Origin of the sequence: Swingsia samuiensis (assembly GCF_006542355.1) — a bacterium.
Taxonomy (GTDB): domain Bacteria; phylum Pseudomonadota; class Alphaproteobacteria; order Acetobacterales; family Acetobacteraceae; genus Gluconobacter; species Gluconobacter samuiensis.
The window spans coordinates 423,712-439,040 of sequence record NZ_CP038141.1; the positions used below are offsets into that span (position 1 = coordinate 423,712).

The 15,329-nt window shown below is 47.0% G+C and carries 10 protein-coding genes; all 10 read right to left on the minus strand.

Features of this window, described 5'->3' with window-relative positions:
- Positions 1-32: 32 nt before the first annotated feature.
- Positions 33-4,205 carry a DNA-directed RNA polymerase subunit beta gene (rpoB, locus tag E3D00_RS02035; protein ID WP_141459489.1) on the minus strand — a complete coding sequence of 1,391 codons (4,173 nt, stop codon included), beginning with the start codon at positions 4,203-4,205 and terminating at the stop codon, positions 33-35.
- 238 nt (positions 4,206-4,443) lie between these two features.
- Positions 4,444-4,815 carry a 50S ribosomal protein L7/L12 gene (gene rplL / locus E3D00_RS02040; RefSeq protein ID WP_141459491.1) on the minus strand — a complete coding sequence of 124 codons (372 nt, stop codon included), beginning with the start codon at positions 4,813-4,815 and terminating at the stop codon, positions 4,444-4,446.
- 67 nt (positions 4,816-4,882) lie between these two features.
- Positions 4,883-5,401, minus strand: a complete 519-nt coding sequence (gene rplJ, locus E3D00_RS02045; protein WP_141459493.1) for a 50S ribosomal protein L10 — start codon at positions 5,399-5,401, stop codon at positions 4,883-4,885.
- Between the two features lie 303 nt (positions 5,402-5,704).
- Positions 5,705-6,397: a 50S ribosomal protein L1 gene (gene rplA, locus E3D00_RS02050; RefSeq protein WP_141459495.1), complete on the minus strand. Its 693-nt coding sequence runs from the start codon at positions 6,395-6,397 to the stop codon at positions 5,705-5,707.
- 4 nt (positions 6,398-6,401) lie between these two features.
- The gene (gene rplK, locus E3D00_RS02055; protein ID WP_141459497.1) at positions 6,402-6,836 is read right to left on the minus strand and encodes a 50S ribosomal protein L11; all 435 of its coding nucleotides are present in this window, start codon (positions 6,834-6,836) and stop codon (positions 6,402-6,404) included.
- Positions 6,837-6,972: 136 nt separating this feature from the next.
- Complete coding sequence (locus tag E3D00_RS02060) at positions 6,973-8,574, minus strand: efflux transporter outer membrane subunit (protein ID WP_141459499.1); 1,602 nt, start codon at positions 8,572-8,574, stop codon at positions 6,973-6,975.
- On the minus strand, positions 8,574-9,860 hold the full coding sequence (locus tag E3D00_RS02065; protein WP_141459500.1) for an efflux RND transporter periplasmic adaptor subunit: 1,287 nt from the start codon (positions 9,858-9,860) through the stop codon (positions 8,574-8,576). The genes E3D00_RS02060 and E3D00_RS02065 overlap by 1 nt, the downstream gene beginning before the upstream one ends.
- Positions 9,857-13,024 carry an efflux RND transporter permease subunit gene (locus E3D00_RS02070; RefSeq protein ID WP_141459502.1) on the minus strand — a complete coding sequence of 1,056 codons (3,168 nt, stop codon included), beginning with the start codon at positions 13,022-13,024 and terminating at the stop codon, positions 9,857-9,859. The genes E3D00_RS02065 and E3D00_RS02070 overlap by 4 nt, the downstream gene beginning before the upstream one ends.
- A gap of 166 nt (positions 13,025-13,190) precedes the next feature.
- Positions 13,191-14,597: a sensor histidine kinase gene (locus E3D00_RS02075; RefSeq protein ID WP_141459504.1), complete on the minus strand. Its 1,407-nt coding sequence runs from the start codon at positions 14,595-14,597 to the stop codon at positions 13,191-13,193.
- Positions 14,584-15,309, minus strand: coding sequence for a response regulator transcription factor (locus E3D00_RS02080; RefSeq protein ID WP_281279651.1), 726 nt, complete (start codon positions 15,307-15,309; stop codon positions 14,584-14,586). The genes E3D00_RS02075 and E3D00_RS02080 overlap by 14 nt, the downstream gene beginning before the upstream one ends.
- Positions 15,310-15,329: the final 20 nt, after the last annotated feature.

Here is a 15,329-nt window from a genome sequence, read left to right on the forward strand (position 1 = left end):
TTGAACCGTATAACGAAAAACAACCGCATCAATTACAGTGCACTTTGTTCAAGCTCGACGTTCAGACCAAGCGATTTCAACTCTTTGATCAAAACGTTAAAGCTCTCTGGAATACCAGCTTCAAAGTCATCCTGCTCACGCACAATCGCCTCATAGACTTTCGTACGGCCAGACACGTCATCCGACTTAACTGTCAGCATTTCCTGCAAGGTATAAGCGGCACCATAAGCTTCAAGAGCCCACACTTCCATCTCACCAAAGCGCTGCCCACCAAACTGGGCTTTACCACCCAATGGCTGCTGAGTAACCAACGAATATGGACCGATAGAACGTGCGTGGATCTTATCATCAACAAGATGGTGAAGCTTTAGCATGTAAATGTAGCCAACCGTTGTCTGACGCTCGAAAGGCTCCCCTGTTCGACCATCAATCAATTGAGACTGACCAGATTTATCAACACCTGCCTTCACCAGCATATCTTCAATATCTGGGATCGATGCACCATCAAAAACAGGGGTCGCGATTGGCAAACCTTTACGTAAGTTATTTGCCAATTCAATCAACTGCTCGTTCGGAAGCGTTGCCACATCTGAGTTGAAGATTTCATCGCCATAAACTTCACGAAGACGGTCGAGAAGCTCTTGCTTACGCTCACCTGTCCGTTGGTATTCATCGACCATATCGCCAATGCTGCTACCAATATTGGCACAAGCCCAACCCAAGTGAGTTTCCAGAATCTGACCGATGTTCATACGTGATGGCACACCGAGTGGATTCAGAACGATATCAACAGCCTGACCGTTTTCAAGGAATGGCATATCTTCAACAGGGACAACCCGTGAGACAACACCCTTGTTACCATGGCGACCAGCCATTTTATCCCCAGGCTGAAGCTTACGCTTCACAGCAACGAAGACTTTAACCATCTTCATAACGCCCGGAGGAAGCTCATCGCCCCGCTGCAGTTTCTCTACTTTGTTATCAAAGCGAGCGTTAATTTTTCCAACGGCAGCATCAAACTCCGAACGCAGTCTTTCCAATTCCGCCGTTACTTCATCAGAAGCAACAGAGATATTGCGCCATGCTCCACGTGGATGCTCTTCTAATACTTCACGGGTAATAGGCGTTCCAGAACGAATACCTTTGAAGCCTGCTCCAGCAACTTGACCAACCAAACGCTCACGCAAACGATTGTAGAAACTACGTTCTTGAATTGAACGCTCATCATCACGGTCTTTCGTCAAACGCTCAATTTCAGCACGCTCAATCGCCATTGCACGTTCGTCTTTATCTACACCACGACGTGAGAAAACACGAACATCAACAATGGTACCGCTTGTTCCGGGTGGCAGCTTCAAGGAAGTATCACGCACATCTGAAGCTTTTTCACCAAAGATCGCACGCAAGAGTTTTTCTTCCGGCGTCATTGGGCTTTCACCCTTTGGCGTCACCTTCCCAACAAGAATGTCTCCAGGATTAACTTCAGCCCCAACATAGACAATTCCAGCTTCGTCCAAATTACGAAGAGCTTCCTCGCCTACGTTTGGAATATCACGTGTTATTTCTTCCTGACCCAGTTTTGTATCACGAGCCATGACCTCAAATTCTTCAATATGAATTGAAGTAAAGACGTCATCACGAGCAATACGCTCTGAAATCAGAATGGAGTCTTCAAAGTTGTAACCGTTCCATGGCATAAACGCGACAAGTACGTTACGGCCAAGCGCTAGTTCACCTAGTTCAGTCGATGGTCCATCGGCAATAATATCACCTGAATGAACCGTATCTCCAACCTTTACCAATGGACGCTGGTTAATACAGGTCGATTGATTGGAGCGCATGTATTTATGCAGACGGTAGATATCAACACCTTGTGTTGATCCTGCATCATCTGTGGCACGCACAACAATACGCGCACCATCAATCTGATCTACGATACCACGGCGTTTTGCGACAATGGTCGCACCAGAGTCACGCGCAACAGCAGCTTCCATCCCTGTTCCAACAAGTGGAGCATCTGCTCTCACCAATGGAACAGCCTGACGTTGCATGTTCGCGCCCATAAGTGCACGGTTCGCATCGTCGTTTTCAAGGAATGGGATAAGAGCCGCAGCAACAGAAACAAGCTGCTTAGGTGAAACGTCACATGCCGTAACCTGCTCTGGAGGCACAACACGGAAGTCACCAGACCTACGAACAGAAACCAATTCATCCGTCAAACGGCCATCTTGATCCTGCTTCGCATCAGCCTGAGCAACAACAAGCTTCTCTTCCTGCATTGCAGAAAGATACTTCCAACCATCTTGAAGCGTACCGTCTTTTACAAGACGATATGGCGTTTCAATAAATCCGTATTTATTGACCTTCGCATACGTCGCAAGAGAGTTGATCAGACCAATGTTTGGTCCTTCAGGCGTCTCGATCGGACAAATACGACCATAATGTGTTGGGTGAACGTCACGAACCTCGAAGCCTGCGCGCTCACGTGTCAAACCGCCCGGACCAAGCGCAGAAAGACGACGTTTATGCGTCACTTCTGAAAGTGGGTTCGTCTGATCCATGAACTGGCTCAACTGTGATGAACCAAAGAACTCACGAACCGCAGCAGCAGCCGGTTTAGCATTAATCAAGTCATGCGGCATGACCGTATCAATATCGACAGAACCCATCCGTTCACGAATGGCACGTTCCATACGAAGCAAGCCAATACGATATTGATTTTCCATGAGTTCGCCTACAGAACGAACACGACGGTTACCTAGGTTATCAATATCATCGACCTGACCACGACCATCTTTCAGATCGCACATAATCTTAATCGTACGTAGAATATCTTCTTTACGCAAAACACGCAGGGTATCTGGAGCATCCACATCCAAGCGCATGTTCATTTTTACACGCCCGACAGAAGACAAGTCATACCGATCAGAATCAAAGAACAGACCATTCAGCATAGCTTCTGCTGTTTCTTTGGTCGGAGGCTCACCTGGACGCATGATCCGGTAAATATCAATTAACGCTTCGTCTCGGGACGTATTTTTATCCACGGATAATGTGTTACGGATCCATGGACCATGAGAACCGTCAACAGCCAAAGTTGGCAGTTCCGTTACGCCGATTTCTTCCAGAGCAGCCAAACGTTCTTCGGTTAGCTCTTCTCCGGCCTCTCCGTATATCTCGCCCGTTTCTTCATTAACCAAGTCATGAGCAAGAAAACGACCAAGAATATCAAGACGACCAACCTGAACGACGCGTGTCTTCTCAGCAATCTTACGGACCATACGCGCAGTGAGCTTCGCTTCCGCTTCCGCTACCACTTCACCCGTATCAGCATCAACCAGAGGGCTTAAAAGCTTCATTCCGCGGAAAGCTTCTGGCTCAAATGGACGCGCCCACCCATCATTCAGTCGCGTGAAAGGAACAACGCCGTAAAAGTAAGCAAGGATTTCATCTTGATCCATGCCATAGACATCTAAAGCGTCAACATCCCCACCTTCCGCAATTTTTTTCTCACGAGCAAGGATAGAGTTTGCACCTTCAAGCGCATAAAGTAATGTCGTTACTGGAAGCTTACGCTTCCGATCAATACGAACATAAATTAAATCTTTAGCGTCAAATTCAAAGTCCAGCCATGACCCACGATAAGGGATGACGCGTGCGGCAAAAAGATATTTCCCAGAAGAATGGGTCTTACCTTTATCATGATCAAAAAACACACCTGGACTACGGTGCATCTGTGACACGATAACACGTTCAGTCCCGTTGATAATGAACGTTCCATTATCCGTCATGAGCGGCATATCGCCCATATATACAGGCTGCTCTTTCAAGTCATGAATAGAGCGTGAACCTGTATCTTCATCAATATCCCACGTTGTTAAACGGAGAATAACTTTAAGCGGAGCCGCATAGGTCAACCCACGTTGAATGCACTCTTCAACGTCATACTTCGGTTCTTCAAATTCGTAAGAAACGAAGTCCAAACGACCACGACCAGCAAAGTCATTGATAGGAAAAACAGAACGAAAAACTTCCTGCAAGCCCGCATTCTGACGTGCGTCCGGACTCACATGCATTTGTAAAAATGCTTCATACGACGCGCGCTGCACATCAATAAGATTGGGCATCGGCGCTATTTCGGGAATATGCCCGAAGCTCTTGCGTATCCGCTTGCGTCCCGTGAACGATTTGGTGATCGCGTTCATCTATTCCTGCCCTCTGCACCAGACCTTCGAGTCGCCCGAGAAACTGCTGCCAGACAAGATCTTCTGACATAACGGACGACCGGAACGACCGGCTTTAGCAATTTCAACCCGTGGCGAATTGTCTACTATACTCTTCGAATCACACAACGGCAAATCGGGCGGGAACCGCAAGCAGTCCCCGCCCCATTTGTCTACTTTCATAGAAACCATTCCTATAAAAAGAATGGCTCCAAACTTATTACTTAACTTCGACTTTTGCGCCGTTATCTTCAAGAGCTTTCTTGATTTTAGCAGCTTCGTCTTTTGATACACCTTCTTTAACTGTTTTAGGTGCACCTTCAACAAGATCCTTAGCTTCTTTCAGGCCAAGACCTGTGATGCCACGGATTTCTTTAATGACGTTAATTTTCTTGTCACCAGCATCAGCTAGGATAACATCAAATTCTGTCTTTTCTTCTGCAGGAGCAGCAGCTGCACCTGGAGCAGCAACAGCAGCTACCGGAGCAGCTGCAGAAACGCCCCATTTTTCTTCAAGAAGCTTAGAAAGTTCAGCAGCTTCTAAAACCGTAAGAGCTGATAGCTCTTCAACAATCTTTGCCAAATCGGCCATGATTCTATCCTATATGATGCACTATGTTATTTGTTCAGAGATTACGCCGCAGCGCGCACTCCAAGCATTAAGCGGCTTCGCCGGTCTTGGCATAGGCGCCAAAAACACGAGCAAGCTGAGCGGCTGGAGCTTGAGTAACACCAGCGATACGTGTTGCTGGTGTTTGGATCATACCAACCAACTTCGCACGTAGCTCGTCTAGAGACGGTAGTTCTGCAAGCGCCTTAACCTCTGCAACACCAAGTGTTTGAGAGCCAAGAGCACCACCAAGGACTACCAGCTTGTCATTTGTTTTGGCGAACTCAACGATTGCCTTTGCCACTGCCACTGGATCTTCTGACCAAGCAAGAGCTGTAGGCCCTTTTAGCAATGGAGCAATACCGTTGAATTGGGTCCCATCCAGAGCGCGGCTGGCCAGCCGGTTTTTCGCGACCTTATATGTTGCCCCTGCCGCACGAACGCGTCTACGCAACTCCGTCACATCAGCAACTGTCAACCCTTTATTCTCGGTGACAACTACCATGGACGTGCTGTTAAACACATCTGCGAGGAATGCAACAAAGGCCCGTTTTTCCGTACGGTCCAAAACCTGTCTCCCCGTCAGTTCGAATCTCTCGAACCAAAGTTACCCATGAGATATCCTATCGTTAGGATACCCCGCTCGCCTGTCCACAGAAGTGAGCGAAGCTAGTGCATCATCAAATTCAACACTGCCGCCCCGTCTGACGCCCGCACCCAATATCTAGGTTTTAAAGCACCTAGGCGCTACGTGCGATCTTGGACAGGATTAGAAATAAAGAATAACAAAGCTATTCGTTATTTCTTACACCATATCGAAATATGATGTTATTCCTAAAGAGAGCCTTCTACACGAAAGCTCTCTAATAAATCAAGCCTGAAAACTTGAAACATCCACACGAACGCCAGGACCCATTGTAGAAGACAAAGCAGCCTTCTTCAAATATGTTCCTTTTGCGCCTGTTGGACGTGCTTTTTGAACCGCATCAACAAGAGCATTGATGTTTTCAATTAGCTTATCTTCACCGAAAGAAGCCTTACCAACGCCAGCGTGAACAATACCGGATTTTTCAGCACGGTATTCAACCTGACCAGATTTAGCAGCTGTAACAGCACCCTTAACATCCATGGTAACCGTTCCCAAACGAGGGTTAGGCATCAAACCACGTGGACCAAGGATTTTACCCAAACGGCCAACAAGTGCCATCATGTCAGGTGTTGCAATGCAGCGGTCGAAATTGATTTCACCAGCTTGAATTTTTTCAGCTAGATCTTCTGCACCAACTACTTCTGCACCAGCAGCCAAAGCTTCCTCAGCTTTTGGACCACGAGCAAAAACACCAACGCGCAGAGTTTTACCTGTTCCATTCGGCAAGGAGATCAAACCACGAACCATCTGATCAGCATGACGTGGGTCGATTCCCAAGTTTAATGACACTTCAATCGTCTCATCAAACTTAGCTTTCGCATTACCTTTCACAAGAGCAACGGCTTCCGACAAAGTGTAAGGCTTATTGCGCTCAACTTTTTCCTGAGCAGCTTTCAGACGTTTATTCTTAGCCATTATTTCAGCCCTCCACCACGTTCAGACCCATTGACTGAGCAGATCCAGCAAGCATGCGGATTGCACCATCAATATCATTGGCATTCATGTCTTTGAATTTTGTTTCAGCAATCTCGCGAAGCTGAGACTTCGTGACAGAACCAACGGCCGCAGACTTACCAACAGTTTGGCTTCCTTTAGAAATCTTCGCAGCTTTCAAAAGGAAGTATGTGTTTGGTGGAGTCTTCGTAATGAAGGAGAATGTACGGTCTGCATAGGCGGTGATGACAACTGGAATTGGCATTCCAGGCTCAAGACCCTGTGTCTTCGCATTAAATTCTTTACAGAATTGCATAATGTTAAGACCACGCTGACCTAGAGCAGGACCAACTGGTGGTGATGGATTAGCTTTTCCAGCTGGAATCTGAAGCTTGATGTAGCCAACAACTTTTTTGGCCATATCCGGGACTCCTTAATGTTGTGTTCCCGAACCGTGGTCAATGGAGCTCAAGAAAAGCCCCTCCCACGTTCGACGTTAAGCTGGCTCGTAGAACAGATTTTCTTCTGCCCGTCAAGAAATTAACGAGCAGCCTGCTTTAATTCTTATGATCTCCCCGCAAATCATTATCTTGAGGCAATGGGGCCCTGCCTATGCCAGCTACAGGCTTAGGATTTCTTAAACCTTCATATTGGAACGGACCAAAAGTGTTAATTTGATCTGTTGAAGGTAGTTTTTGAACATTCCAACCCCCTCCCAATGCACGCATCAGACGAACAGATGCCTGCACTTGGGCAGTTTGCGTTGCAACAAGCTCCAGCCTCGCAGCCAAAGTGTCTTGCTGAGCAACGAGCGCATCAAGATAGTTCGAGAGCCCTCCGGTATAAAGCGCCATCGTCATACTTTGCGTTCGCTGCGCAGCCGCAACAGCCTTCGCCTGCTCATCCTGAGCTTTTTTCAGCTGTCCAGTTTGGGTCAAACCATTCTCAACATCCTGAAAGGCAGAGAGCACAACAGAACGGTATTGATCTACTGTTTCACGGTACTGCGACCATGCTCGTTGCAAAGCCGCACGTCTTAACCCGCCAGTAAATGCAGGCTCAACAGCTTGCACAGCAACGCGCCAAAACGCATTTGAAATACTCGCCAAATCAAAGCCGCCATCCTCAAAACCACCCCCAACACTAAGAGTGATGTGCGGATAAAAGGCAGCCCGTGAGACACCAATGGCTTTTGATGCTGCCGACATCCGCCGTTCAGCCGCAGCAATATCTGGGCGCCGTTCCAACAATGTCGAAGGAAGGCCTGGGTTGATTTTAACAACTCCTAGCGACATTTTGACATTTTGAATCGGAGCAATATGGAAGCCTGCAGGTGCAGTATTTAATAATATCGCAATCGCATTTTCCAGAACCCGTCGCTGAGCAACCAATTTGCTCTGAGCAGCCATCGCTGCATATAATTGGTTCTGCGCACGGGAAACATCCAATCCAGCTCCAATCGCGCCTTCTTGCCTTAACGACGTGATTTGAACAGCCGTACGGAAATAATGGATTGAGTCTTCATAAACTGCGTTTTGCGCATCCAACCCACGCAATGCGACATAATCACTCGCTAATTCGGCCTCAAGGCTCAACTTTGCAGACATGTATTGCGCAGCAGAGACCTGAGCTAAATTTCTATGGAGCCGTGTGGAATTTCGAATAGCATCCCAAAAATCAGGCTCCCATGTCGCAGCACCACTATAGGCTTCATTCGATTCATAAACCAGCGAAGTACTAGTGCGCGGATTATTATAGAGCCGTCCATCAGAGCCTTTATTCGCACTCATATGCCCAAAGCCCGTGATTTGTGGGTAGAGACGGCTTTCCGTTTCTCTCGCTACATCTCTCGCTTGAGTGAATGCTTCTGCGGCAGCCTGCAAGTCCGGATTAGTCGCAAGCATACGTGTTTCCAGATCATTTAATACTGGATCATTAAATGCCGTCCACCAGTCTTCACGATTAACATCGTCCGCTGGACGGGCATCTCCCATAATGCCCTTCCCTTCCCAGCCATCCGGGTAAAGGAATTTTTGCGGATGATATTCAGGCGCCAGATCACAAGAGGTCAACCCTATTGATAGAGCACCCACAAGAGCCGTCGCAGACCGCAACACATTTCTTGGCAAATCTAAACGTTTCTTACTTACAAGGCTCATTAACGTGATCCCGCTTCGGCAGGGTTGGCATCATGAGAGTTAATGGATTTCTGATCATCATCCTTAGAGGCTTGAGGAGTGTCATTATATCCATGCGTTGTAGGAACGGTTCTAACGGCATCACCTTCAAGCAAATCTGCTGTTGGATTAGCCACTAATTCATCTTCACGCTTAAGACCACTCAAAACCTGAATGGTTGTTCCAAAATTGATACCCAACCGAACATTTTCCAAATGAACATGATCATTAACTACTTTTGCAACCTGTGTCCCCTGCGCTCTAAACACAACGGCTCCAATAGGAATAATCAAAATACTAGGATCACTTGGCGCTGAAAGATGTGCGGTCGCATACGAATTCGGCCATAGCAGGTGCTGCTCATTCCCTAACGTCAACTCTGTTGTAACTGTACGTGTCGCGGCGTTAAACGCATTCGCAGTTGCAAGGAAGTCTGCTTTGAAGCGGCGTCCCGGATATTGCGGCACAGAAAGTTCTGCAAAAATTTTGGGCGAGATAACACTCGCAAAATCTTGCGGCACAGAGATAAACACGCGCATCCGATGAATATCAGCGACAGAAAACAACTCCGCAACAGTACCGCGAGAGCTTAGATTCCCTCCCCCCGAGTTAACATAATCCCCTACGTTCACAAGACGAGATGTTACAATTCCATCAAAAGGGGCCACAATTTTCTTGAAGTTCTCCAGCGCCTGAAAACGCTCTACTTCATATTCAGCCGCTTCCAGTTCAGCCTTCTGAGCAGCGGCATTCGCGGCCTGAACATCAACCTCTTGCCGTGAAACCGCTTGTGTTCCCTTTAAAGCGGCCCACCGTTTAGCTGTAATCACCGCCAAATTATACCGCGCTAAAATAACGTTATAGTGCGCTTTTGCGGCTGCATACTGCGCATCAATACTCGGGGTACTAATCTCAGCCAGCAAATCACCTTTTTTAACGTGTGCCCCGTAGTCTTTATACCACATTTTCACGTAGCCCGAGACCTGAGCGTATATGGGAGCTTCATACCAAGCCGCTAAGTTAGCAGGCAAATCCACCTCACGAGTTTTTGGCCCCGGTTGAGGCTGAACAAGCGTTACAGGGGGAATTGCAGCTTCTTCTGTTCGGTTTGTTAAGGAATGATAGTGTATTCCTCGTTCTATGATGCCCCAGACAGCAAGACATACGGCAACCAGAACAACAATAATCAGTATGAGCTTATACTTCGGACTACCGTGCGCAGAACGTGGCTCTTGTGGGAAATGTCCCTGTTCAGTTGAATGACTCACGCGCGGTCTCCTTCAGGCCCAGCAGGTCGCCTGTAATGAAGTAATGCAAAAACACAAGGAACAAATAGCAACGTAGCAATCGTTGCAACGATCAGGCCACCAATCACGGCCTTACCAAGGGGAGCATTCGATGAATTGCTCATGGACATGGGAATCATCCCAATGATCATAGCTAGCGCCGTCATCATAACGGGACGAATACGCTCATAACCAGATTCCAACGCAGCTAACAAAACATCTCCGTGCTCATCAAGCCGTTCACGAGCGAAGGCAACCACCAAGATCGCATTGGCTGTGGCAGTTCCCATACACATAATGGCACCCGTTAACGCTGGAACCGATAAGGTTGTATGAGTAAGGAACAAACTCCAAGCAATTCCCCCCAGTGCTCCTGGCAACGCTGTAATAATAACGAACGGGTCTAGCCATGACTGGAAATTAACCACAATGATTAGATAAACCAGAGCAATTGACAGAGCGAGACCACCAATCAGCTGCACATAAGCCTCGTTCATCGTCACCGCTTGCCCACGAACAGCAAGGCTAGAGCCGTGGGGTAAGTTTTTACGCTCTTGATCCACTACCTTATTAACGGCCCTAGAGATTGTTCCTAAATCAATACTCTCTGGAGCCGCATAAATATTAAAGACAGGCATAATATTATAGTGAGATACTTCAGCAGCAGTCCCAACCTGTTGGAAGTTTGTTAATGCTCCCAAAAGCTGAGGGGTTCTATTGCTTGGGTTATTATCTCCCTTATCAATCGGAAGTATCTCAAGGTCATTCATCGTTTGAATATAATTTGCAGGGGTCTGCACATCGATCAGCTGAGAAGTCCCTTGTGCGTTCAGGTAATAAGTTTGCCCCACCTGAGCACTTCCTGAAAGAGTAATAAGCGTATTAAACGCAACATCTTTCTGGGTGATACCGGTTCCTAAAGCAAAGCTACGCCGGTTATTGACCAAAAGCGTAGGCTCCGTCATGGGCTCCTGAACTGAGATATCAGCGATCCCAGGGATATGCCGTAATTTTTGAGCCAACTGGGATGCAAAGGTAAAGTTCGCTTTTAGGTTACGCCCTACAATCTGAACATCGATTGGTGACGGCAAGCCAAAATTCAAAATCTTTGCAGTCATATCACCCGGTTGGAAGGTGAAAATCGTTCCAGGGAAAGAATCAGTTAAAGCCTTCCGTAATTTCTGACGATATTCGGCAATTGGGCTTTCTGAATCAAACAACTGTATTGTGATATCGCAATCTTGAGCGCCAGTCGTCGGGGTCGGAACCATGGCTTGGTTCAACTGACTGAAAGGCAAACCACAGTTATTAACAACATTATCTACCTTATCTGGCAGCACTTCTCGTATCCGCTTTTCAACAAGGCCTGATATTTTCCCTGTTTCTTCAATCCGGGTACCAATAGGGGCGCGCATATGCATCTGAAGTGTGCCAGATTTAATCTCTGGGAAGAAATTCTGCCCCACAAAGAAAAGCAAGCACAAAGACGCAAGCGCAGCCAACAAGAACAATCCGACAAAACGACCTCGGATTGTGATCAGCAGATGGAGAAACCCTTTATACACTTCACGAAACCGATTGAAGCGCTCATCAAACCCTTTTTGAAAGCGGGTGAAAACTCCTGGCCTTTTATTCTGATGCTCTGGATTGCGATGCTGCTCAACTTGTGCAGCCAACAACCAGTTCGCCATGGTCGGAACAAGAGTACGTGACAAAATAAAAGAGGCGATCATTGCAAAAATAATAGCCTCAGCCATAGGCATGAACAGCCAACCAGATACACCGGTTAGTTCAAATAATGGCAACCAAACGATACAAATACAGGTTGTTGAAACAAAAGTTGGAATAACAATCTGGTTTGCTGCATCAATAATAGCCTGCTCTAAATCTTTACCCATCTCAAGGTGAGTATCGATATTCTCAATCATGACGGTTGCATCATCCACGAGAATACCAACAGCAAGCGCTAACCCCCCTAACGTCATGACATTGATCGACTGACCAGCAAGGCTCAATCCTATCATTGAGCTGAGCATGGCTAAGGGAATAGATGTTGCAACAATGATCGTTGAACGCCACGACCCCAAGAAAAGCAAAACTGTTAAGCTGGTTAAAATGGCGGCAGTGATCATCTCACGCACGACATCAAAAACAGACTCTTTCACGAAGCTGGAAGCGTCTGTTAACACATGCATCGTGGTGCCAGGAGGTAACGTCGCTTCAATCTGTGGCAGAAGTTTTTTAACACCACTAACAACAGAAAGAGTAGACGCATCCCCACTTTTCAAGATCACAATCAAAACAGCTTGCTGCCCTTTAACAAGCACAGCGTTGATCTGCGGGGGCCCTCCTCGATGAACCCATGCGACGTCCCTCAGATAAATAACTGAGTTACCAACCTGTTTAACCGGCATTTTATTAAAATCAGATAAATCGAGCGGTGATGAATTGGTTTTCACCATCCAATCCAACGCTCCGACTTTCTGATCCCCTGCTGGCAAGACGATATTCTGGCCGTTTAATGCATTCGCCACATCTTCAGGGGAAAGGCGATGGGCCAGCAATTTAACCGGATCGATATCGACCATAATATCAGGCGCCAAACCACCGTAGGGGTTCGGAATAGCCGCACCTGCAACTGAAACCAGCTCAGGCCTGATAAGATTGGACGCCATATTGTAAATTTCCGACCCTGACATAGTCGAATTATTCACTTGCAGCGTCAGGACAGGAACGGATGAAGCATCCAAGGCAAGAATAAGCGGCGGTGTTGCACCCGTAGGTAGCTGTTTAATAACAGTTTGAGATACGGATGTAATTTGAGTTTGGGCAACAGCCGTATTTGTTCCGGGTTGGAAAAATACCTTCACAATCCCACGACCATAGTAAGATGAGCTTTCAATATGCTCAATATTACTCACAGTTGCCGTCAGCGTCCGCTCATAATAATAAACGATACGACCAGACATATCCTCTGGCATCAGACCGTTATAAGACCAGACGACAGCAACAATTGGTATCTTAATCGATGGGAAAACATCTGTTGGAGTGGAAACTATTGCCTTAATTCCGAAGATCAAAATCATGATCGACAGAACGACAAAGGTATAAGGCCTCTTAAGAGCCGTTACTACAATGGCATTCATGCGTCTTTATTACTCTCGGTCTCCGGGATGTACATAAACTCAATCATCTCTACCTTTATTCATATCAACGCCGCTTGCTCTCTACGACTATCCCATTCATATCGAACAATCCAAGAGCATCAACGAAATTTGATTTTAATTAATAGCCTTTTGTAATTTATTTTAGCTATTCACCTCCCACAGTCTCATCAAAGCAAATGGTGAAGACCGCCCCGGGCAGTTTTTCATCAGTTCTAAATGAGGTGATTTTTAAACGAGCTCCATGCAAGTTAAGCACCGCTGATACAAGACTAAGCCCTAACCCGCTGCCCGGAATGTGCCTGCTTTTATCTGAACGATAGAAGCGCCCCATTACCGCTTCCCTCTCGTTTTCAGCTATTCCTATACCTGTATCGTGCACTTTTAACCAAATAAGGCCACCTGCTTCTTTGCCAGCAGTAATCCCTACTTCTCCACCTTCTGGTGTAAACTTTATAGCATTATCAATCAGATTGGCGAGCACCTCATTCAGCAGGTCTCTATCACCATTCAGCGCAATCGTCTGATCAACACCACGCGTAATAAGTGAAACACCTTCCGTTTCAGCGATCGGTTCATACAGATCAACAATTCCTGCAATCAGCTCAGACAGATCCATCTTGGTGAAGCCAACACGCCGGCGCCCATTCTCTATCTCCCCAATCCGTAAAAGAGCCGTAATAATTGCAAAACACTGGTCTAAATCCTGTGTTGCCTTCAAAATAATCTCTTTTAATTGCTCTGGATCGGACTGCCACGATAAAGCTCTTTCAAGACGCGCTCGAACCCGGGCAAGCGGGGTTCTCAAATCATGAGCAATATCATTTCCAACATCGCGAATTTCATCCACCAAATGCCCTAAACGATCCAGCATTCGATTAACGGAGCCTGCCAAACGCTCGATATCATCCCGCTCGCGCCCAGCGGGAAGACGTTCGTGCAAGTCCCCCGCCATAATCCGCTCCATGGTCTGACGAATCTCTTTCACCCGAGCGAGTGCCCTATGGCTTAAGAATACTCCCGCCAGTAACGCAAAGAGCACCATCGGCACTACAGAAATTAGAGCGGCCTGTTTGGTGATATAACGCAGCTCATCAACCATATGCATTGAGCGCGCCAAGATCAGGATACGCCCATTAGGTTTCCCATCATCCCCAGGGACTTTTACGGCCAAATAGCGCATTTCATACGCTTTATCATCCGCTGGAATAATCCGTATCCGCACCGGAATACCAAAAGCCGTTAAGCCCGCGGGCCAACGCGGAATATCACCCGCAATCTGATTGTGGTGCAGATCAAACAAAGCAGCGCCATTTAAAATAACGCGTAAGTCCGTTTTGCTACGATCTCTAATTTCAGACTCTAATAAGCTTGGGTCTTCTTGCACCAAAAGAGCAGCTTCTCGATGCAAAAGATCGCTCGAGCGTGCACTCTCATAATTCGCCATTTGGGCATATACCAAGGCGAACTGGAGCATAATTCCCGCCACCATAGCGATCACAAAACCCAGCGTTAACCGAAATGTTCCTGTTCGAAAAAGATCAGTCTGAGACACGTAAACTAAACCCAGCCCCTCTTATACTTTGTATAAGCGGGGCTTCATCGGGACCATCAACCTTACGTCTTAACTTGCCAATATGCACATCGACTAAGTTTGTTTGCGGTACAAAGCGATAATTCCAGACATCTTCTAATAACATCGTCCGCGTCAACACAGCCCCAGGGCGACGCATCATATATTCAAGAAGGCGAAACTCACGTGGCAACAAATCGATCTCTCGACCATCACGGAAAACTTTACGTTCAATGAGATCCATCTCTAAAGGACCAAAACGTAATACCGTTTCCCGACTATCTGTTGGCCGACGCAACAAGGCTTCCAACCGTGCTGCCAGTTCTTCCATGGCAAAAGGCTTTGTCAGGTAGTCATCTCCACCTGCCTTTAAGCCATTCACACGGTCATCAACGGCCGATAAGGCTGACAACACCAAAACAGGCGCTGTAATCTTCTGGCGGCGCAATCTTTCAATAACACTCAAACCATCCAATTCTGGAAGCATCCGATCAACAACCATAAGATCGTAGCGTCCGGTTTGAGCTTCTTCCAAACCATGCAAGCCGTTTCCAACGCGCGCCACATCATATCCCCGCGCAGACAACTCGGCAGCAATTTCAGAGGCAAGACTATCATCATCTTCCACCAAAAGGAGACGAATGATTGAATCAACTGGACGGAGTACCGTCTCATCTTCATGTTCTGACATCATGTTCATATCTCTTCACATGA

Bases quoted from the DNA above. Each gene is read 5' to 3' on its own strand.
- rplA (WP_141459495.1), bottom strand. From the start codon at position 6,397: ATGGCTAAGAATAAACGTCTGAAAGCTGCTCAGGAAAAAGTTGAGCGC.
- rpoB (WP_141459489.1), bottom strand. From the start codon at position 4,205: ATGAACGCGATCACCAAATCGTTCACGGGACGCAAGCGGATACGCAAG.
- E3D00_RS02070 (WP_141459502.1), bottom strand. From the start codon at position 13,024: ATGAATGCCATTGTAGTAACGGCTCTTAAGAGGCCTTATACCTTTGTC.
- rplL (WP_141459491.1), bottom strand. From the start codon at position 4,815: ATGGCCGATTTGGCAAAGATTGTTGAAGAGCTATCAGCTCTTACGGTT.
- rplK (WP_141459497.1), bottom strand. From the start codon at position 6,836: ATGGCCAAAAAAGTTGTTGGCTACATCAAGCTTCAGATTCCAGCTGGA.
- E3D00_RS02080 (WP_281279651.1), bottom strand. From the start codon at position 15,309: ATGATGTCAGAACATGAAGATGAGACGGTACTCCGTCCAGTTGATTCA.
- E3D00_RS02060 (WP_141459499.1), bottom strand. From the start codon at position 8,574: ATGAGCCTTGTAAGTAAGAAACGTTTAGATTTGCCAAGAAATGTGTTG.